This is a genomic window from Rheinheimera lutimaris (assembly GCF_013283795.1).
Classification (GTDB): domain Bacteria; phylum Pseudomonadota; class Gammaproteobacteria; order Enterobacterales; family Alteromonadaceae; genus Alishewanella; species Alishewanella lutimaris.
This window is the reverse complement of sequence record NZ_JABSOD010000015.1, coordinates 1-21,120: the sequence shown is the minus strand read 5'-3', so window position 1 is coordinate 21,120 and position 21,120 is coordinate 1. Positions and strand designations below refer to the sequence as shown.

The 21,120-nt window shown below is 51.6% G+C and carries 17 protein-coding genes; 8 read left to right on the top strand and 9 right to left on the bottom strand.

Annotated elements, in window-relative coordinates:
- Window positions 1–35: 35 nt before the first annotated feature.
- From HRH59_RS13870 to HRH59_RS13840, 7 genes are all read right to left on the bottom strand, one after another.
- Complete coding sequence (locus HRH59_RS13870; RefSeq protein WP_173501875.1) at window positions 36–1,070, bottom strand: LacI family DNA-binding transcriptional regulator; 1,035 nt, start codon at window positions 1,068–1,070, stop codon at window positions 36–38.
- Window positions 1,071–1,080: 10 nt separating this feature from the next.
- Window positions 1,081–1,866: an IclR family transcriptional regulator gene (locus HRH59_RS13865; protein WP_173501874.1), complete on the bottom strand. Its 786-nt coding sequence runs from the start codon at window positions 1,864–1,866 to the stop codon at window positions 1,081–1,083.
- A gap of 58 nt (window positions 1,867–1,924) precedes the next feature.
- Complete coding sequence (locus HRH59_RS13860) at window positions 1,925–3,220, bottom strand: TRAP transporter large permease (RefSeq protein ID WP_173501873.1); 1,296 nt, start codon at window positions 3,218–3,220, stop codon at window positions 1,925–1,927.
- Window positions 3,220–3,720 (bottom strand): TRAP transporter small permease, encoded by a 501-nt coding sequence (locus HRH59_RS13855; RefSeq protein WP_173501872.1) that lies wholly within the window; start codon window positions 3,718–3,720, stop codon window positions 3,220–3,222. Before HRH59_RS13855 ends, HRH59_RS13860 begins: the two co-directional genes overlap by 1 nt.
- Window positions 3,713–4,720, bottom strand: a complete 1,008-nt coding sequence (locus HRH59_RS13850; RefSeq protein ID WP_173501871.1) for a TRAP transporter substrate-binding protein — start codon at window positions 4,718–4,720, stop codon at window positions 3,713–3,715. The genes HRH59_RS13855 and HRH59_RS13850 overlap by 8 nt, the downstream gene beginning before the upstream one ends.
- Before the next feature lie 87 nt (window positions 4,721–4,807).
- Window positions 4,808–5,650 (bottom strand): 5-dehydro-4-deoxy-D-glucuronate isomerase, encoded by an 843-nt coding sequence (gene kduI, locus HRH59_RS13845; RefSeq protein WP_173501870.1) that lies wholly within the window; start codon window positions 5,648–5,650, stop codon window positions 4,808–4,810.
- Window positions 5,651–5,693: 43 nt separating this feature from the next.
- The gene (locus tag HRH59_RS13840; RefSeq protein WP_173501869.1) at window positions 5,694–6,452 is read right to left on the bottom strand and encodes an SDR family oxidoreductase; all 759 of its coding nucleotides are present in this window, start codon (window positions 6,450–6,452) and stop codon (window positions 5,694–5,696) included.
- 372 nt (window positions 6,453–6,824) lie between these two features.
- Here HRH59_RS13840 and HRH59_RS13835 point away from each other — a divergent pair, with 372 nt between their 5' ends.
- The 5 genes from HRH59_RS13835 to HRH59_RS13815 all read left to right on the top strand — a co-directional run bounded on the left by HRH59_RS13835 (window position 6,825) and on the right by HRH59_RS13815 (window position 16,131).
- The gene (locus HRH59_RS13835) at window positions 6,825–9,605 is read left to right on the top strand and encodes a TonB-dependent receptor (RefSeq protein WP_173501868.1); all 2,781 of its coding nucleotides are present in this window, start codon (window positions 6,825–6,827) and stop codon (window positions 9,603–9,605) included.
- A gap of 125 nt (window positions 9,606–9,730) precedes the next feature.
- Window positions 9,731–12,199, top strand: coding sequence for a glycoside hydrolase family 88 protein (locus HRH59_RS13830; protein ID WP_173501867.1), 2,469 nt, complete (start codon window positions 9,731–9,733; stop codon window positions 12,197–12,199).
- A gap of 187 nt (window positions 12,200–12,386) precedes the next feature.
- On the top strand, window positions 12,387–13,397 hold the full coding sequence (locus HRH59_RS13825; protein WP_173501866.1) for a pectinesterase family protein: 1,011 nt from the start codon (window positions 12,387–12,389) through the stop codon (window positions 13,395–13,397).
- 3 nt (window positions 13,398–13,400) lie between these two features.
- Window positions 13,401–14,153, top strand: coding sequence for a rhamnogalacturonan acetylesterase (locus HRH59_RS13820; protein ID WP_173501865.1), 753 nt, complete (start codon window positions 13,401–13,403; stop codon window positions 14,151–14,153).
- Between the two features lie 106 nt (window positions 14,154–14,259).
- Window positions 14,260–16,131, top strand: a complete 1,872-nt coding sequence (locus HRH59_RS13815) for an Ig-like domain-containing protein (RefSeq protein WP_173501864.1) — start codon at window positions 14,260–14,262, stop codon at window positions 16,129–16,131.
- A 72-nt stretch (window positions 16,132–16,203) separates the two neighbouring features.
- Here the strand turns inward: HRH59_RS13815 and grpE are convergent, their stop codons facing one another.
- Both grpE and hrcA read right to left on the bottom strand, forming a co-directional pair.
- Window positions 16,204–16,767 carry a nucleotide exchange factor GrpE gene (gene grpE, locus HRH59_RS13810; protein WP_173501863.1) on the bottom strand — a complete coding sequence of 188 codons (564 nt, stop codon included), beginning with the start codon at window positions 16,765–16,767 and terminating at the stop codon, window positions 16,204–16,206.
- Window positions 16,768–16,797: 30 nt separating this feature from the next.
- Entirely contained in the window at window positions 16,798–17,829 is a 1,032-nt protein-coding gene (gene hrcA, locus HRH59_RS13805) for a heat-inducible transcriptional repressor HrcA (RefSeq protein WP_173501862.1), read from the bottom strand.
- Between the two features lie 127 nt (window positions 17,830–17,956).
- Between hrcA and nadK the strand changes: the two genes are divergently transcribed.
- From nadK to HRH59_RS13790, 3 genes are all read left to right on the top strand, one after another.
- A complete protein-coding gene (gene nadK, locus HRH59_RS13800; protein ID WP_173501861.1) occupies window positions 17,957–18,838 on the top strand; it encodes an NAD(+) kinase in 882 nt (293 codons plus the stop codon).
- Between the two features lie 115 nt (window positions 18,839–18,953).
- The gene (gene recN, locus HRH59_RS13795) at window positions 18,954–20,627 is read left to right on the top strand and encodes a DNA repair protein RecN (protein WP_173501860.1); all 1,674 of its coding nucleotides are present in this window, start codon (window positions 18,954–18,956) and stop codon (window positions 20,625–20,627) included.
- 67 nt (window positions 20,628–20,694) lie between these two features.
- Window positions 20,695–21,045 (top strand): outer membrane protein assembly factor BamE, encoded by a 351-nt coding sequence (locus HRH59_RS13790; protein WP_173501859.1) that lies wholly within the window; start codon window positions 20,695–20,697, stop codon window positions 21,043–21,045.
- The last annotated feature ends 75 nt before the right edge of the window (window positions 21,046–21,120 follow it).

Genomic DNA, 21,120 nt, shown 5'->3' with positions numbered 1-21,120 from the left:
AAAAGTTTAATTCAGTTGAAAAATACTAAAGCAACTTAGTCGTTACTGCCGGCCACTCTGGCGGTAGACTCGCGCACCACTAAAGTTGGTGCTACTTTAGCAGCGACATTGTTTGCGGCTTTATCATTGTTTTCTATCGACATAATCAGTTTGCTGGTAGCCAGCAATGCCATTTGCCGTACCGGCCGTTTAATGGTGGTAAGCGCCGGTATTACCCTTGAGGCCAGCATGTTGTCATCAAAGCCAGCCACCGATAATTGCTCCGGTACTTTTATACCCAGGCTGTGTGCCACTTTAAGCACCCCTGCCGCCATTTGATCGTTATTGGCAAAAATAGCCGTAGGTCTGTGCTCGACTTGCAGCAACTGGCGCGCGCATTCAATACCGGTCTCATAGGTGTTATTACCTTCGATAATCCAATCCGGCCGTAATTTGATGCCATAAGCCGATAAGCCCAGCTGAAAACCTTCCATCCGCTCGGTAGAGGATTTATAGCGCTGCGGCCCGCTGATAAAGGCAATCTGTTCATGACCTAACTGAGCAAAATAGCGCGCCATTTCAGCCGCGGCAGCGCGATCGTCCGACACAACGATATGTTTGGCTTCATCCAACGCCACTGAGCTTAAGCGCACATAAGCACTGCCGGAGTCTTTTAATGCCAGCGCCAGGGTTTCAGATTCTGACACCGGCGGCAACACGATAACGCCATCCAGTTTAGAGCGCTGCATAAAACGCAAACAATCCTGCACCAGGGTTTCACTGCGGTAACGGCACGGATGTACTACCAGCTCGTAACCAAGGTTGGAACAAACCTCCAACACTCCGCGTTGTACGTCATCCAGATACAAGGCATCGGGGTTATCGTAAATGAGCCCCAGCAGATAAGAGCGGCTGGACGCCAGGCCGCGTGCCTGGGTATTGGGCGAGTATTTCAGTTCGCTGATCACTTTTTCCACCCGGGTGCGGGTAGTATCACCGACACTAAGCGAGCCGTTAATCACCCGCGAAACCGTGCGTTTAGACACACCGGCAATGCGGGCAACATCATTTATTGTGGCTTGTTTTTGCATAAGTCTCATCTTATTGACCACGCGCGCTGTTAGCGACCAATTGCGGCCGGTAGGTACTAAGGGCAATATCAATTGCCGTTTGCTTTACGCTGGCAATCAGGTCGGTGTGTATTTTTCCGGCAAACAACGCCAACGGGCCGGTTATGCCAACAGCCGCCACTACCGCGCCCTGACTGTTCCGCACCGGCGCCGCCAGGCAACGCACATCATCGTGGTATTCCATTTCGTCGCTAGCATAACCGCGGGCCAGTATCCGCTGCAACTCTGTTGTTAACTCATTTGGCTGCACCAGGCTGTGTGACGTACGTTGCTTAAATAAACCGGCTGCAGCGAAACTGTGTAATTGGTCAAAATGATGAAACGCCAGAAACAGTTTTCCGGCAGCAGAACAGTTAAAATCGGCGATGGTTCCTGGCCTGGCGGCTAAACGCAGCGGGTTCGGACTGTCGCATACCTCTACCAGTAACGCGCCTTTATTGTGTGGCAAGGCCAAATGTGCACTTAAGCCTGTGCTCAGCGCCAGTTTTTGCAGCATCGGCAAAGCCTGCTGTTGTAAACGCTGCGAGCTAAGTAAGCTTAAACCCATTTTAAACAGCTGCGCGCCAACAAGATAACGCTTACCGTGCTTTTCCAGCACCTGCTCCTGGCACAGTGTTTGTAAAATACGAAACGCCGTGGTGCGCGGCACCGCTAAGCGCTGCTCCAACTCAGTTAAACTCAGGCCCAGGTCCGACTCTGTCACCAGCGACAGAATACGACAAGCATTGGCCAAATTCGGGATCACGTAGCTTACCATCGGTTAACTCCTGAGTTTACCATCTGTTGAAAGCCAGCCGGGTTAACAACCCGGCCGGTTAGAAGCCAAACTGCTTTGGCAACCATTCACTGATCGCCGGCACATAAGTTACCAGCATCAGCACCGCAAACATTGCCAGATACAACGGCATTAACGGCCGGATAATGGCTTCCAGTTTGGTTTTGGCAATAGCGCAACTGACAAACAGCACACTGCCTACCGGCGGCGACACCAGGCCGATGGATAAATTCAACACCATCATAATGCCGAAATGCAGCGGGCTCATGCCCAGCTCTACCGCTACCGGCAAGAATATCGGCGTAAAAATCAGTACCGCCGGCGTCATATCCATAAAGGCTCCCACCAGCAATAAGATCAGGTTGATCATTAGTAAAATCAGTAGCGGGTTATCGCTTAGCGCCAGCATGGCGGCACTGATAGTTTGCGGAATTTGCTCGTAAGATAATATCCACGACATCGCCGATGAAGTGGCAATCAGCGCCAGCACGATAGCGGTGGTTTCTGCCGATTTCATTAAAATGCCCGGCAACTCAGTGGTTTTTACTTCACCGTAAATACCCACGGCTAAAATCAGCGAATATACCACCGCAATAGCACCGGCTTCAGTGGCAGTAAAGACGCCGCTGACAATACCGCCGATTACCAGAAAAATCATAAACAAGCTGGGCAGTGCCGCCGCCACTTTTTGCAGCACCAGCTTAAGCGGTAAGCGCGCGCCAACCGGATACCCCTTTAGCTTGGCGTAACCGGCACAGACCAGCATCAACGATACCCCCAGCAAAATACCCGGTAAATACCCGGCAATAAACAGCGCTGCTATCGATACCCCACCGCTGGCTATGGCATAAACAATTAAAATATTACTCGGCGGGATCAGCATGCCGGTGGTGGCAGCCGCTGCGGTAACCGCAGCGCTGTAGTTTACGTCATAGCCCTGCTTTTTCATCTCAGGCAGCATAAAGCTGCCAATTGCCGAGGTCGCTGCCACGGCCGAGCCGGAGATAGCACCGAAAAACATACAGGACACCACATTAACCAATGCCAGGCCGCCGGGCAGCATACCCACCAATGCCATGGCACATTCGATTAAGCGTTTGGCTATACCGCCGCGGCCCATAATTAAGCCCGACAGCACAAAAAACGGGATCGCCAATAAGGCAAAGCTGTTAATACCACCGGCCATACGCTGCGCCATAGTGGTCACCGCCGGCATAACATCGACACTGAGTAACATAGTTGCCAGTGTGGCTAAACCAATACAAAATGAAATTGGTACGTTTAGCAGCAATAAGCCGAAAAATACCAGCAACAGAACCAGAATCGCCATTTCCATCAGTGCATCCCCTCAACCGGCTGCATCGGTTTATTTATAAGCATAAAGTACAGCTGGCACACGCCATAAAAGGCGATCAACAGCCCGGATAGCGGCAACGCAATATAGATATACGCCATCTTAATATTCAGTGCGGCCGACATCTGGTTAAGCTCATATGTCAGCGCCACCAGATTACCGCCGCCGACTACCATCACAGCGATAGCAAAAATTACCACCGCAGCGGTCAGCACTATCGCCAAGCGTCGCCGTACTGCCGGGTTAAACTTCTGCGTTACGATATCCAACCCCAAATGCACGCCGGTGCGATAGGCAAAAGCGGCCCCCACCATGCCAATCCAGATCAGCAAGGTGCGCGACAGCTCTTCAGTGATGGAGCTGGGAGCATTTAACACAAAACGTGACACCACCTGCCAACTCACCACCAACACTATGGCGGCCATTAACGCGGCGAGAAACCATTTCAGTATGCTGTCTACCCAATGTACTAACTTAATCATGGCCAGGCTCCATTTGCGCACCTACATCGGCAATTTGCTGCAATAAAGGCCCGATATCGGTTTGTTTAAGGCTCTGATGAAACGGTGCTACCGCATCGCGAAACGGCTGTTTGTCAGGGTAAATTACCGTAACACCGGCGGCTTTTACCGCCGCTAAGGCATCATCGGATACCTGCTGCCAGGCGGCACGCTGATAAGCGATGGAATCATCTGCCGCCTGTTGCAGCCATTGTTGCTGCTGTGGGGTTAAATCCTGCCACACCGGCAGGCTCATAATCAGCACATCCGGCACGGCGGTGTGCTCGTCCAGGGTGTAATATTTGCTCAGCTCATAATGGCGCGATAAGTAAAAACTCGGTGGGTTGTTCTCGGCGCCATCCACTACGCCCTGCTGCAATGCGGTATACAGCTCGCCCCAATCAACCGGGGTAGCGGCGCCACCTAAGGCTTCCACCATCCTTACGGCGGTTTGGCTGGCCAGCACGCGGAATTTTTTACCGCGTAAATCCGCCGGCGTATGAATTTCCGTATTGGTGGAGTAAAAACTGCGGCTACCGGCATCATAGTAACCCAGGCCTCGCAGGCGCGCCGGTTGCAGCGCCATTAACAACTCCGTGCCGGCTTTACCGTTTAACACCTGCCATAAGTGCGCATTGTCGTTAAAAATATAGGGCACGCTAAATACGCGCATTTGCGGTACAAAGCTTTCTACCGAACTGGCCGATACCTTAGTCATGGCCAGGCTGCCAATTTGTAACAGCTCCACCAATTCACGTTCGTTACCCAGTTGGCCGCCACTGTATATTTCTATTTTCATACTGCCATCGGAGTATTGCTCAAGGCGTTCGCCCATCAATACCATGGCTTTGTGCACCACATGCTCCTGATCCAGCGCATGCGCTAAACGTAAGGTGGTCACTTCCTGCTGTGGCTTACAGCCACTCAGCAGCGCAGCCGCAACCAACAGCAGGCTGCAAGCCTGCCGGGGGAAATTATTCATAACTCGTCCTACCCTGTTGCTAAAGTGGCATATCTAACCGCATGCCTTACTCAGAACCTGCTGCCAGCGGCAGCGAAACACCAGACGCTATTTCATTGCACTGGCAGGGAATTTATCCATATCGTGATAATCCAGGTTTTCACCGGCCATGCCCCAGATAAAGGCATAATTGCTGGTACCGCAGCCACTGTGAATAGACCACGCCGGCGACACCACGGCTTGCTCGTTAGCAACCCAAATATGCCGGGTTTGCTGTGGCTGGCCCATAAAATGGCACACGCGCTGCTCATCAGCGAGGTTAAAATAAAAATAAGCTTCCATCCGGCGGTCATGCTGGTGCGCCGGCATGGTGTTCCATACGCTGCCGGGTTTCAGCACCGTTAAGCCCATTTGCAACTGACAGGTTTGCACCACATCATTAATCATCAACTGATGGATCGCGCGCTCGTTCGAAGTTTCCAGCGCGCCCATCTGCAACACGGTGCAATTGTCCATCGTCAGGTGTTTTGTGGGGTAAGCATGGTGCGCCGGGGCGGAGTTCAGATAAAATTTGGCCGGTTTTGCACCGTCAGCGCTTTGGAAACTCACCGCACGCGCGCCCATACCAACATATAATGCTTCGGTGTTTTTCAGCTCGTAATCGCTGCCATCAACCGTTACAGTGCCGCTGCCACCGACGTTAATAATGCCCAGCTCACGGCGCTGCAAAAAATACTCTGCTTTAAGTGGTTCCGGTGCCTCAAGCTTTACCGCTGCTTTTACCGGTACCGCACTACCCACTATTACCCGCTCATAATGGGTGTAACACAGCACCAGCTTGTCGGCCTGCATCAGGTTATCTACCAAAAAGTGCTGACGCAGCTCGTCAGTGTCGTAATGCTTTACGTCATCCGGATGAGTGGGGTAACGGCTGTCAAATAAAACTGTCATAAAAACCTCAAGTGAAAAATTCAGTGATACAAAATAAACGCGCTTAGCGCGCCAGCCAGCCACCATCAACCGCCAATACATGGCCGTTAACGTAGTTAGCTGCATTGGAGGCCAAAAACACCGCCGCGCCGGCTAAATCTTCCGGCTCGCCCCAGCGCCCTGCCGGAATACGGGCAGTAATGGCGGCGTTACGCGCGGTATCTGCCTGCAGCGCCGCAGTGTTATCGGTGCTGAAATAACCCGGCGCAATGGCATTAACCTGAATATTATGCTGTGCCCATTCGTTAGCTAACGCTTTGGTTACGCCGGCAATGGCGTGTTTACTGGCGGTGTACGCCGGCACGGTAATGCCGCCGCTGTAAGATAGCATTGAAGCGATATTAATAATTTTGCCCTGTTTGCGCTTAATCATCTCTGCACCCAGGCGCTGGCTGAGCAAAAACGCGGCATCAAGGTTTACCGCCATCACCTTATGCCATTCGTTCATCGGAAACTGATGCGCCGGAGCGCGAAAAATAGTACCGCCACAATTGACTAAAATATGCACCGGCCCCTGCGCCAGCGCCTGCGCTGCCAGCTGCTCTACTGCCGCTTCGCTGCTTAAATCCGCAGCCAAAGCACCGGCTTTACCGCCTGCTTCTTTAATAGCAGCCACAGTATCATTGCTGCCGTTTGCCGACGAACTGGCGCACAATACTGTGGCACCGGCCTGTGCCAGGGCTACAGCTATTGCCCGGCCTAAACCGCGGCTGGCACCGGTGACTAAAGCGGTCTGTCCTGCCAGTGAAAATAAGCTTGCCATTGGGCTCTCCTGTTAACTCGTTTTGCTTGTTGCAACGCCAAAACTGTTCAAATATGGAACAATTTAAAAATTCAAAATCAACAACAAACGTTTAAAATTAGTCACTTAAGTAAAGTCGGCATAATTCAGTTACAAATTACACCGATTTAAACTCTATCAATAATTGACAGATTTTAGTTGATGGTGTTAGCTTTTTGCCATCGGTGGCACAAAATTGCAAGTTTTTTTTGCCACCGGTAGACAAAGCATATAAGCTGAATACAAAACAAGCAAATCGACAGGGAGCAGAAACCGATGCTCCGTAAAAAACACTTAAGGCCCGGCATGACCCGGGCTACGACAACAAGTTAATTCAGGACGAGGTGAACACAGATGGCTTATCGCAATACACAATTTCGCCCGACTAAACTGGTACGGGCGCTTACCCTGGCCGGTTTAGCAACGATTCTCGGCGCAGCGCCGGCACTGCAGGCGCAGCAAGCTGAGCAAACTGCGGCACAAGTGCAGGAAGAAGATATCGAAGTGATCACCGTTACCGGTGGTTTTCGCGGCAGTTTAGCCAGCGCGCTGAATCAAAAGCGTTTTGAAACCGGCTCTACCGACACCATTAAGGCTGAAGATATTGCCGACTTCCCCGACTTAAACTTAGCCGAATCATTGCAGCGCATTCCGGGTGTAGCAATCAGCCGTGCTGCCGGTGAAGGCCGGCAAATTTCAGTGCGCGGCTTAGGCCCGGATTTTACCCGGGTGCGCATTAACGGTATGGAAGCACAATCCACCAGCGGCGGTACCGACCAAATTGGCGGCGCGAACCGTGGCCGTGGCTTTGACTTTAATACCTTTTCATCCGACTTATTCAGTGAGCTGACGGTACGTAAAACCGCCTCAGCTAATATTGAAGAAGGCTCGCTCGGTGCTACGGTAGACCTGCGCACCGCGCGGCCGTTTGACTATGACGGTTTAACCTTTGCTGCCAACGTGCAGGCCGGTTACAACGATTTATCCGAAGAAGTGGATCCGAAAGCCTCTTTCCTGGTGAGCAATATTTTTGCTGACGGCAAATTTGGTGCCCTGTTCTCACTGGCAATGTCAGAGCGCAATGTTAAAGATGAAGGCGCCAGCACAGTACGCTGGGATAACGTTAACGACTTTGGCAGCTATCAGGGCGCAGAACCGACAGATGCAAACCCGGTGATTCCAGAATTAGACGCCATTAACGACGCCTTCCGCCCGCGCTTACCGCGTTACGACTCATACACCCATAACGTTAAACGCACCGGCGCAGCGGCGGCGTTTGAATTCCGCCCAAGTATGGAAACCCGGTTTAATCTGGATATTCTGTACGCCAAAGACGATTCAACCCGTAATGAAATTTTTACCCAGGGTATTCTGAACGGCAACAGCCAGGCTGCCCGTATGAACGTGCTGGACTATGAAATTGATGACAGCAATACCGCAACTTATGCCGCCTTTGAAAACGCTACTGTGCGCAATGAAAACCGCTACGACGAATTGGGCACCGAGTTTTTACAGTTCAGTTTAAGTGCGCAGCACCAGCTGACTGATGACTTAAAAATTGACGGCATGATTGGCCGTGCCAAGTCTGAGTTTGACAACCCAATCCAAACCACTGTAGTGATGGAAAAAAGCGGCGTAGATTTCAGCTATAACTACCGCGGTAGCAAGCGCCAATCACCTGAACTGCTGTTTGGTTCTGGCGTGTTTGATGCAGAGGGCTGGAGCACCAACAGCGTGCGTTTACGCCCGCTGGGCGCAGAAAATACCTTTGATAATGCTGCTCTGAACCTGGAATATGTGCTGAGCGAGAACCTGACGCTGCGCGGCGGCCTGCATTATAAAACCTTTGAGTTTGAAACCCGCGAAGCGCGCCGTTCCAGTGAAAATGCCGGTGGCGTTGTCATGACACCGGACCTGATTATGAGCTACAACTCAGGCTTGGGATCACAAGGCGCCTGGCTGGTACCTGATCTGGCGGCAATTGATGCCGCTTATGATATTTACAGCAATATCGGTGCATTTGAAGTCAGCATTGAAAACCGTCTGGTAGATAACTACTCTGCCGAAGAAAAAACCTTAGGCGCTTATGTACAACTGGCGTTTGAAACCGAAGTGGGCGACACCGTGATCCGCGGTGATGTTGGCGGCCGTTATGTTAAAACTGATCAATCCTCCACTGCTTGGGCAAAACTGGGTGGTGTGGATGAGTTGATTACCGCCAAGCACGACTACAACGACTTCTTGCCATCATTAAACCTGGTATTTGAACCGCTGGAAGATGTCATTATCCGCTTTGGGTATGCTGAAGTAATGGCCCGTGCCGGTTTAGGCAGCCTGCGCCCCAACGTGTCGGTATCGGTATCCGGCGGCTCGCGCAGTGTTAGCGGCGGTAACCCGACACTGGAACCTACCAAAGCCAAAACCTATGATTTGGGCTTAGAGCTGTACTTTGATAACGAGTCATTGCTGGGTGTAGCCGTATTCCGTAAGGAAATCGACAGCTATGTGCAGGGCCTGCGCGAAACCAAGCCATTTACTGAAACCGGTTTACCGATCCAGGCGGCGATTGATGCCTGTAATGCCGGCCCGGGTTATGGCGCCGACTGTAATGAAAACGTAGAGTGGCAAACCAATACGCCGTTAAATGGCCCGGGCGGTAACCTGTACGGCTTTGAAGTACAGTACCAAATGCCGTTTACCTTCCTGCCGGAAGGCTGGGATCGCTTTGGTTTTATCGGTAACTTTACCTACGTTAAAGCCCAGCTTGATTACGTAAATGCTGACGGCCAAATTCTGGCGACCCGTGATTTACAGGGTTTATCAGAAAACACCCGCAGCGCCACCCTGTACTACGAGGATGACAAGTTCAGTGCCCGGGTGTCGTTAACTGACCGTTCTGAGTACCTGACCAATGCCATCGGTCGCAATAACAATGATATGGAAGGCACCAACGCTACCCGTAACATTGATGCGGCACTGTCATACCAACTGACCGATAAATGGAAAGTCAGCCTTGAAGCACTTAACCTGACCGATGAAGTAGATGATCAGTGGGTAGACTCAAGCGGTAACCGCTTAACCTACTACCATGCTACCGGCCGCCAGTACTACTTAGGCGCCCAGTACAAGTTCTGAGCTGAACCTTAATATAACCACTGCTATGCTCCGGCATAGCAGTGTTGTTTCTCCCGCAAAACGCTGAGCCACGGAAGGCCCGTTTTATTTAGCATGGACGTACGAATTGTAATAACAGGTATTTTATGGCCCGCATTCTTTTTGGCAAAACCTTGTTAAGTCTGAGCATCGCTGCTGTTGTCAGCGCCTGCACACCACAACCTGCGGCTAAAGCACCAACTGCAGCCGGCAGCTACAACCACATTGCCAACCTTAGTGTCAGTAATCCCTCTGCATTTGCGCGTAACGAGCAAACCTTGCTGTTACCCTTTAGTGATCTTGGTGTCACCACAGACCAGGCAAACGCGCTGGTAGCCGTGAACGGCAACAATACCGTGGCATCGCAACTGATAGACTACAGTGGCGATGGCAGCAAAGACAGCCTGTTATTACAGTTTGATTTAACTGCAGCAGCCACGCAGCAACTGCAGATTGTGAATGATCAGGCGCGCTTTGATGCTCAGCAGTTGCCCAAACGCACTCAGGCAGAAATATCGCATAAAACCGGTGGCCAGTGGCAGGACAGTAAATACATTGGCGGTGAATTTCAGAACGTCACAGAGCTGACGCCTCCGCCACAATATACTGACCATTCCGAATGGATCCGTTACGAGGGCCCTGGCATAGAGTCAGATAAAGTCGGTTACCGTATTTATCTCGACTGGCGCAACGGCTTTGATGTATTTGGTAATAAAACCGGCAAGCCGGTATTGCATCAGGTCGGGCTGGACGGTTATCAGTCATACCATAAAATGGCCGACTGGGGCATGGATTTACTTAAAGTCGGTAAATCGCTCGGCGCCGGCGGTTTCGGCTATTGGGATGGCGAAAAAGTACAGCTGGTGTCCAAACTCAGTGGCCACAGTGCCAAAATCATTGAAAACGGCGCCTTGTACTCGGCACTGCAAATTCAATATAAAGACTGGCAAATTGCCGGCAAAACCACCAACTTAACCGCTAACATGGCAATGACCGCCGGTAGCCGCCTGGTGCATACCCGGCTTTCACTTAGCGAGCCGCTGGACAATATTGCCATTGGCCTGGTGCGCTTGCCTGACACCAAAGTGCTGCATGGTAAATCGGAAATTACCGGCCATAGCTGGACCTATCTGGCAACCTGGGGCGAACAAACCCTGACCGGCGGTAACGATAAATTGGGTATGGCGATCTTGTATAAACGCGGCGCCAATATCCAACTTACCGGTGATGAGCACAGCCATGTCGCTGTGATGAAGCCGTCCGGCACACAGCTGGAATATTATTTTCTGTCGGCCTGGGACGGAGAGCCCGGCGGCATTAAAACCGAAGCCGAATTTGTTGAGTATCTTGAGCAGGAAGTGGCCAAGCTAACGCTGGCCCCCAGACTAACGTTGAAGACCGCGTTATCACAACAGCAAAAAGCCGGCGAGCTTACAGCAAAAACAGCGCTGGATTGGAGTGAACGCTTAGCCGCCAGCGAAATGACCCGGCAAACGCCGTTTTATGCCTACGGCGGCTGGGATTATGAGCGCCAGCGGCCCAGCAAATGGGAATACACCACCGGCCTGCAGTTGCAAGCCTATGACGACCTGCTTAAATTACGGCCAAACCCACAGTGGCAACAGGTACTGAACGATGTTATCGACTCCTTTATCACTGAGGATGGCGATATCCGTACTTACAAAATCAGCAACTATAATATCGACAGCTTAAACAGCGGCAATATGCTGCTGCGCGAATACCAGCGTAACCCCAAGCCACAATACAAACAGGCGTTGGATCTACTGCGTAAACAGTTAAGCGAGCACCCGCGCACTGCTGAGGGCGCCTTCTGGCATAAGAAAATATACCCGCATCAGCTGTGGTTAGACGGCGTTTATATGGGCATGCCGTTTCTGGCTAACTACAGCAAAACGTTTGAGCAGGGCCATGCTTTTGACGAAGTGGTAAAAGAATTTACCATCAGCCGCGCCAAACTGCGTGATCCCGACACCGGCCTGTATTATCACGCCTGGGATGAAGCACGCGCGCAGGACTGGGCCGATAAAGACACCGGCCTGGCAAGTCAGTTCTGGGGCCGCGGCTTAGGCTGGTTAGCTATGGCATTGGTGGATGTGTTGGAGATTATCCCTGAACAGCAAACCGAATTGCGTCAGCCGTTACTGGATATGAGCGCTGAACTGGCCGCAGCGCTGGTAAAGGTGCAGGATAGCAAAACCGGTACCTGGTACCAGATTCTGGATAAACCCGCTGCAGTGGGTAATTACTTAGAGTCTTCCGCCAGCAGCATGTTTACTTACTTTTTTGCCAAAGGCGTAAACAACGGCTATCTGGATGCTCGCTATAAAGACACTGCCATCAAAGCCTATCAGGGCCTGTTAGATGAATTTATTCTGGTGCATCCGGATAACAGCGTAAGCTTGGTGAATACCTGCCAGGTAGCCGGTTTAGGCTTTGGCCGCGACGGCAGCTATGAATACTATATGAGCGAGCCGGTGTTTCGTAACGACGCTAAAGCCAACGGCCCTTTTATCATGGCCGGAGTGCAAATGGCGAAACTGCTTGGCACTAACTAAGTCTTCTTCCTGTGTTTAGCCGGTAAATCACCTGAACGAGAACCGGCTTACCCTAAACTAACCGTTGAAGGCATGGATGCCTGAATCGAGCCTACAAGGACGTATTCACGGCGTGTTAGTGTGGGTAAACCGGTTCGTGTCAGATGCATAAAACTTGCAGCCGGCTGCTTTTTTTGGAATCAAAAATATGCAAAAAGCCTTTCTGTTCTGCATCCTGCTGCTGTTTATCAGCACAGCCAGCTCCGCCGATATCATTCGCCTGCAGGTGGCGCAAAGTGGCGATGCGCCGTTTCTCAGTATTCAGCAAGCTATTAACAGCCTGCCCGACAACGATACTCAGGCCATTATCCAGATTGGCCCGGGTGTCTATGCCGAGAAGATTTATCTGACCCGCAATAACGTCGCGCTGATTGGCGCAGGGGCTGACAACACCGAAATTCGCGTCGCCGAACTGCGCAGCAACTGGTTAAAACAGCACCCCAGCGACTGGGGCGCCGCCGTGGTAAATATTCGCGCCAGTGACATCGCGCTGCTGAATATCAGCATTGTAAACAGCTATGGCGAACTGACCGGCGATAACGAGCATCAATTCGCCGTGCGCGGCTTTGAGCAGGCCACGCGCATTATCACCGCTAATTGCCGCATTATTGCCGGCGGGGCCGACACCCTAAGCCTGTGGAATAAAACCGACGGCATGTATTACCACGACAACTGTTACTTTGAAGGCCATACCGATATGGTGTGCCCGCGTGGTTGGGCGTTTTTCAGTAACAGCACCTTTATCAATAAAAAAGCCTACGCCACGCTGTGGCATGACGGCGAGTTAAACCAGCAGCAAAAAATGGTGGTGCGCGACTCACACTTTGATGGCGTGCCGGGCTTTATGCTGGGCCGGCGCCACTACGACGCGCAGTTTTATCTAATCAATAACCGGTACAGCAGCAATATGGCCGACAAGCCGATATTCCGCCACACCTACCCGACTGAACCCGAACGTGATCGCGCCAATTTGTGGGGCGATAGATATTACTTCAGCCATGCTGATGGTAAGCAAGTTATTTATCCGTGGCTTAAAGCCAACTTAGCCGCGCATCCGGCACAACTTTCACCTGAACAGATCACCGCTAAGTGGACCTTTGCCGGCCGCTGGGATCCACAGCTGCAACTACAGACACTACTGCAACTGAATAAGGAATAACCGATGAAATACCTGCTGCTGTTAAGTTTTTATTTTGGCCTTACGCAGGCACAAGCTGCTGAGATTACCCCGGTTAAACTGCATTTGGTCGGCGACTCGACCATGTCAGATAAACCTAACCTGGCCTACCCCGAACGCGGCTGGGGCCAGCTGTTGCCGCAGTTTTTACTGCCGCAGTTAACCGTAGTTAATCATGCTGCCAATGGCCGCAGCACCAAGCGTTTTCTCGACGAAGGCCGCTGGCAACTGCTGTTAAGCGAGCTTGGTAACGGCGATTATGTATTGATCCAGTTTGGCCACAACGATTCGAAACAATCCGACCCGGCGCGTTACGCCGCCTTTGACAGTGATTATCAGACTTTTTTAAAGCAATTTATCGCCGATGTGCGCTCGCGCGGCGCCACGCCAATGCTGGCCAGCTCGATTTGCCGGCGTAATTTCGCGGAAGACGGCAGCTTAAAACGTGATCTGGCCGACTACGCCAACGCTGCGGCCAAAGTGGCCCTGGAAGCGAAGGTTAGCTTTTTCGATTTGCAGCAGCACAGCTGTGATTTTTGGCAGCAACTGGGCAAAGACGCCAGCCAGCCGTATTTTATTCAGGTACCGGCAGGTTTGTATCAAAAATTCCCCGACGGCAAAGTGGATAACACCCATCTGACATTGCAGGGCGCCGGCAAAATAGCGCAATTTTTTGTGCAGGATTTAAAACGCCGGCAACATCCGCTGGCCAATTACGTGTACCGCGAATTGCTGTAAGCAAATAATGTCAGCTTGGCAGGCAAGCCTTAATAATTGTCTCGGTACAACAAGTTAGGTACTATTGCGCGGCAGTAAACGGCTGTTAAAAAGGATAGTACATTATATGAAAGGTTTTCCCGCCATGCTGAAAATAGCAGTGTTCAGCTCGCTTGCTTTTATGCTGCTCGCCTGCCAGTCGGACACCGCTAAAAACGTCACTACATTAACACTAACCAGCAGCGATACCGGGCTGGACGCAGCTTTTCCGCAACGTTTCGCCACTGTTACGGCTACCGCACACGACAGTGAAGGCAACCTGCTGCGTAATGCTACTATCGAGTTCAATACTAACCTGGGCAGTTTTAGTGCAGACAGTTTACTTCGCAACACCAGCGCCAGCACCTCGCGCGGCGATGCCGGCGGTGAAGGTGAAGGCCAGGCTAAGGTCAGACTGTATCCGGCAGCAGATGCCGGCACTGCTACTGTTACTGCTTATGTGAATGGCTACAGCCAAAGTGTCGACTTAACAATTAACGGCGCCCCCACAACACCGCAGCCACAGGCGCCTGCCGCCATCGCATTAAACGTAGCAGAAAAAGCACTGTTGGTTGCCGGCGTAAACGGCAGTGACAGCTCCACTATTACGCTGCGCTTACTGCAAGCCAATGGCGACCCCGCACAAGATGCTGGCGAAGGTGTTAATAATCTTAAAGTCAGCTTTGTCAGCCAACCCGGCGGTGGCGAATATTTGAGCGGCCAAAACGCGGCCGACGAGTTAGTGCAGAGCGATAGCGTTATTACCGTAAATAGCAGAAACGGCGCAGCAGTACTGACCTTGAGTGCCGGCACCTTGCCCGGTGTAGTGGAGCTGCAAGCGGAAGCATTAGATGACAATGGCAACAGTTACTCGCCGGCAGTGCTCACTACTGTGTCTGCTGTCAGCATTGCTTCAGGCCCTGCACATTCTATTGCTGTCAGTTACCCAATCCAGAATGCTATTACCGATCTGGGCAATGGTATCTACCGGCGCATAGGCGGCCTGTTGGTAACTGACCGCTACGGCAATAAGGTATCTGATGGTACTGTAGTTAACCTGGGTATAGTTGACAGCGTTATTTTATCCAACACTGCACCGGTAATTAATTATGGCTTTGCCAGCAGCGTTGCCGATCATGCCGCAGCAACCAATGCAGGGATAAGTACGTTATCGGATGCCGGCAACAGCTTGTTCAGCAGCGCTTATATTACGCGCAACAACAACGAGCGCTATATCGAACAAAGCGACCGGGTATTGTTATTAAATGCCACTGCCGCAGATAAAAGCCGTTTCGTAGCAGCCAAACCACAGCAAGTATCAGAGCTGAGCGTTAACCAACCTTATACTAACAGCGCCACAGAGCTGAGTTATATAGTAGGAGCGTCTTTGCTTGGTGCCCAGGTGTCCGGTGTTGATCCCGACAAAGCAGAACTGGTCAGCGGCCAGGCGGTAACAGTTGATGGCAATGCCAGCTTTTACCTGACCTATCCTGCCAACCGTCATACTATTCTTACCGGCTGTATTGATCCGCTGGTAGACACCCGACATCAACCGGCGGGCTCTGCTCAGGTTTGGCTGGTAGCCGGTGTCAGCAACAGTAGCGCGACCACAGTGAACAACCAAGCTTGTTTCAGCGCTATGCGCGAGCTGAAACTGCTTAATCTGTCCGGCAACAGTAGCTTGTCTGAATCAGGCAGTGTGCTGCTGCAGGCGCTGGATGCAACGGATATTGAACTGCCGTTTTTGAACATTAACAGCAATATCAACTACAGCAAGAATGATGGCGGCTTAAATGTAGCGGTGGCCAATTGTCAAAGCAGAGCGGATAAGCGCACCAACCTGCTGGGACAATGCGAATTGCCGGTTCTGATCACCGGCGGCACAAGCGGAGACAGCGCCGAGCTGTCATTAAGCATCGGCCAGAGCACGCCATTGCAAATCAGCATTAAGATACCCTAAGCCACTGACAACGCTTTTTAACAAAAAACCGGCTTCAAGCCGGTTTTTTGTGGTGTAACGAATGCTGCCGGTTTAGTCCGGTGCTTTAGATACACCCACCATGGCCGGGCGCAGTAAGCGGCCGTTCAACTCGTAACCTTTTTGCATCACAAAGGTCACGGTATTTGGCGCTACGTCTGCTGACGGCTGAATACTCATGGCCTGATGATGCTCAGGGTTAAATGGTTGGCCTTGCGGGTCAATTTGGTTTACGCCATATTTGGCTACGGTATCAAGGAAGCTTTTCAGCGTTAACTCAACGCCTTCTACCACACCTTTTAAACTGTCATCTTCACGGTCAATAAAGCCCAGCGCCCGCTCCAGATTGTCAACTACCGGCAACAGATCTCCGGCGAATTTTTCCAGCGCAAATTTATGTGCTTTTTCCACGTCCATACTGGCACGGCGGCGCACGTTTTCCGATTCAGCTTTAATACGCAGCATTACATCCTGCTGCTCTGCTACGCGGGCATTGGCGTCTGCCAGTTCAGCTTCAAGTTTGGCAATTATGGCTTGTTCACCCGACAGCTCTACGGTATCAGCATGCTCATTAGCTTGCTCCGGCGTGTTGTCGTTTGGCTGTTGTTGCTCTGTCATGCGTTACTACTCCCAAATTAAGTAGGTGTATTATGGGGATGCTTGCCGCCGATTCAAGTTTAAATTTAACTGTCGGGCACAGGCTTCTACTAAAGGTATCAAGCGCGCGTAATTCATCCGCCGTGGCCCCAGCAAGGCAATAAAGCGTTGCGGCTGGCTTTGATAACGCTGCGCTATCAGGCTGACATTGGCCAGCTCAATAAACCCGGACTCTTTTCCCAACAATAACTTAGGCTTATCGTCCAGCGTCAGGCTTTGTAACAGCCGGATTAATCCGTCCGGCCGCTCCAGCATCTCCATAACTTGTTGTAACGCCGGATTTTGCTGATATTCCGGCGTTAACAGCAGTTGATGCTGACCAAAAATAAGCGGCTGGTGTTGTTGCAGCTCATCTAAACTAAGCTGCCCCAATACTTTTTGCAGCAACTGCTGACATAAACCGGTTTCACTGCGCACTATAGTGCCCAAGCGTTCAATACCGTCCTGCCACTGGCCACCGCCACCCAGCGCGGCGTTAAGTAAACACAGCACTTTACTCAGCGTGCTGTTATCTATTGCGCTTTCACAGTGCAGTACGCGGTGCAATATATCGCCGTCTTCATCAATTACCACCAGTAACAGGCGGTCACTGGCTAAACGCACCAAATCAATTTGCCGTACGATACGGCCTTCGGCCTTGGGCGCACTGACAATAGCCACAAAGCCGGTAAGGTTGGTAAGCAACTGCCCGGCTTGCTGGCACAATAACGAAATAGGTAATTGCGGCGTAATTTTACGTTGCAGCTCGTTAATCCAAAAACCGGATAACGGCTGCAGCTGCAGCATTTTATCGATAAATAAACGGATACCGGCCGTGGTAGGAATACGCCCGGCCGAGGTATGCGGCGAGCGGATCAGGCCTTGCTGCTCCAGCGCCATCATGGTATTACGCACCGTAGCAGAGCTCACCGCCAACTGCACATTATCCGCCAGTGCTTTGGACGATACCGGCTGCCCGTCTGACAGGTACTGCTCTACAATCAGCTTTAATATCAGCTCGGGTCTGCTAAGGCTTAACGTCATGCGCCACACTCGTTTTATTATTGCTAACGGATATGGGGGCATTGCGTTTTAATTCAAGCAGCATAAGCATCTGGTTTGCACCGGCTGCTGCCGTTATACTGCGTTAACGCCGTGCAAGGAAATCGCTATGCAACACGCCTTTAATACCGTTGGCCTGATTGGCAAACCACATCACCCTGGGGCTAACCATACGCTGGTTAGTCTGTACAGCTTTTTGCAGCAACAAGGCCTGACCGTTTACGTTGAAGAACGGGTAGCGGAATCGCTGGCGCTGCCGGGCGTTGAAGTACTCGACCTGGTAGAGCTGGGTAAAAAGTGTGATTTAGCCATAGTGGTAGGCGGCGACGGCAATATGCTGGGTGCTGCCAGAGTGTTAGCGCGGTTTGATGTGGCGGTGCTCGGCGTTAACCGCGGCAATTTAGGTTTTCTCACTGATTTAGCTCCGGAAGATTTTCAGCAACCACTCAGCCAGGTACTGGCAGGTAACTTTGTTACCGAAAAACGTAACCTGCTGGAGATCTCCGTGCACCGCCACGGTACAGTAAAAAGCAGCAACAGCGCAGTAAACGAAGCAGTATTGCACGCCGACAAAGTGGCGCACATGATTGAGTTTGAAGCCTATATCAATGACGAATTTGTTTACAGCCAACGCTCTGATGGCTTAATTATCAGCACGCCTACCGGTTCAACCGCCTACTCGTTATCCGGTGGCGGTCCTATTCTGACGCCGGATCTGGACGCGGTTTGTTTGGTACCGATGTTTCCGCACACCTTAAGCAGCCGGCCGCTGGTAGTATCGGGCAGCAGTGAAATCAAGCTGAAAGTGGCCAGCACCAACGATGCTCACCTGCAAATCAGCTGCGACAGCCATGTTATTTTGGCGGTAATGCCGGGCGACGATATTTATATCCGCAAACACCCCACCCCACTGCGGCTGGTGCATCCGCCCGGTTACAGCTACTTTCATGTGCTGCGCAATAAGTTGGGCTGGGGCAGCAAACTTTATTAAACACCTGCTTGCTAAGTAGCCAATACCTGTATAAAGTTACTGTATAAATAAACACTGTTATTTTTCACAGTTATTAAATCTCGTAACTTTAACCTGTTCAGGTCTGGAGCATCGCATGCTGTGTCATCTGCATATCAGTAACTTTGCCATTGTTCGCGCGCTGGAAATCGATTGGGCCGGCGGCATGTCTACCATTACCGGCGAAACCGGGGCCGGTAAATCTATCGCTATAGATGCGTTGTCGCTCTGTCTGGGCGAGCGGGCTGATGCCAGTGTGGTACGGCCGGGTGCCGATAAGGCCGATATCGTTGCCAGTTTCGACGTTAGCAAATTAACCGGCGCGCAAAAGTGGCTGGCAGAGCAAGACCTGGCCATGGGCAGCGAATGTATAGTGCGGCGCGTGGTAAGCAATGAAGGCCGCTCACGCGGTTATATCAATGGCGTACAGGTACCGGCGCAACAACTTAAAGCACTGGGCCAGCATTTACTCAGCATTCATGGCCAGCATGCGCACCAGCAGTTACTGAAAAACGATTACCAACGCCAGCTGATTGACGCCTTCGCCGGCCACGCCGACACTCTGGAAGCTACCCGCACCGCCTGGCGTGGCTGGCAGCAACTGCAACGTGAATACAGCGAACTGGAGCAGTCGCAACAACAACGCGATGCTCAGCGTCAGTTGCTGGAATACCAGGTGGCTGAGCTGGATAACTTTGCCCCACTGGATGATGAATACCCCAACCTTGAAGCCGAGCACAGCCGCTTAAGCCATGGCAACACCTTGCTTAGCCAAAGCCAGCAGTGTCTGCAACTGTTGTATGATGATGAGCAGCAAAATATCTATCAGGCGCTGTCTGTAGCGGCCGCTCAGTTGGAGCAACTGAGCAGCCTCGATCCGGCATTAAACAGTATTCAGCAAATGTTAAATGATGCGCTGGTGCAAACGGAAGAAGCCAGCCGCGAGCTGCGCCGCTATGCCGATAAAGTAGAATTAGACCCGGAGCGGTTGCAACAGGTAGACGAACGGCTAAGCCTGTGGCTAAATTTATCGCGCAAACATCAGGTAGCACATGAAGAGTTACCGGCGCTGCATCAGCAATTGTCCGCACAACTGGCCAGCCTGACCGGCGATGACAAACGCTTGCTGCAATTGGCCGCAGATATCGACAGCGCCCAACAGCAGTATCTGGCACAGGCACAGCTGTTAAGCGAACAGCGGCGCGAAGCGGCAGCGGCGTTAAGCCGCCAGGTTAGCAACAGCATGCACGAGTTAAGCATGGCCAATGCACGCTTTGAAATAGTGCTCAGCCCGCTAAGTGCAGAGCAAGCAGGCGCTAACGGTACCGACGCTATTGAGTTTCAGGTATCCACTAACCCTGGCCAACCGCTGCAGGCGATGCACAAAGTGGCCTCCGGCGGCGAACTATCGCGTATCAGCCTGGCTATCCAGGTTATTTTGGCCGACAAAGTTACCACGCCTACGCTTATTTTTGATGAAGTGGATGTTGGCATCAGCGGCCCGGTAGCGGCCGGTGTCGGCCGCTTACTGCGCCAGCTCGGTGACAGTACACAAATTATTTGTGTTACCCATTTGCCGCAGGTTGCCAGCCAGGGCCATCAGCAATTATTTGTTGAGAAATACACCGACGGCATTGCCACCGAAACACGGATGCGCACCCTGAGCGATGAAGAACGTATCAGTGAAATAGCGCGCTTGCTGGCTGGTGAGAACATCAGCGCCAGCGCACTGGCAAACGCGCGCGAACTTTTGTGTGCACCGGCAGTCTGAAAGAAGGTTTTTCACCGCGCTTGTCATAGGGTATGATGAGCGCAATCAGATAAAACAGATGTGACAAATGAAAGCAGTAATTAAAACATTAGTATTGGTCACCGGCTTAATCAGCCTTGGTGCCTGCAGCAGCTGGGTATATCGCATAGATATTCCGCAGGGTAACTTTTTAGAGCAAAAAGATATCGACAAACTGCGGGTAGCAATGACCAAAGAACAGGTTAAATATGTGTTGGGCTCGCCGGTTGCCAGCAATGCGTTTGACAATGATACCTGGCATTATTTTTATGCCCTTAAAGGCGGCCGCGGCACCAACTTTGAAAAACAGCTAATTGTTGAGTTTAAAGACGACAAGCTGCAAGACATTAAAGGCGATTTTAACAAGTCTGCCGACTTTAATACGCCGCTGGATATTTAAGCCCGGGGGTTAAGTAAAAAACCAGCGTAACGCTGGTTTTTTTTATTGTCGGCCTTAAACCACCTCCTATGGAGG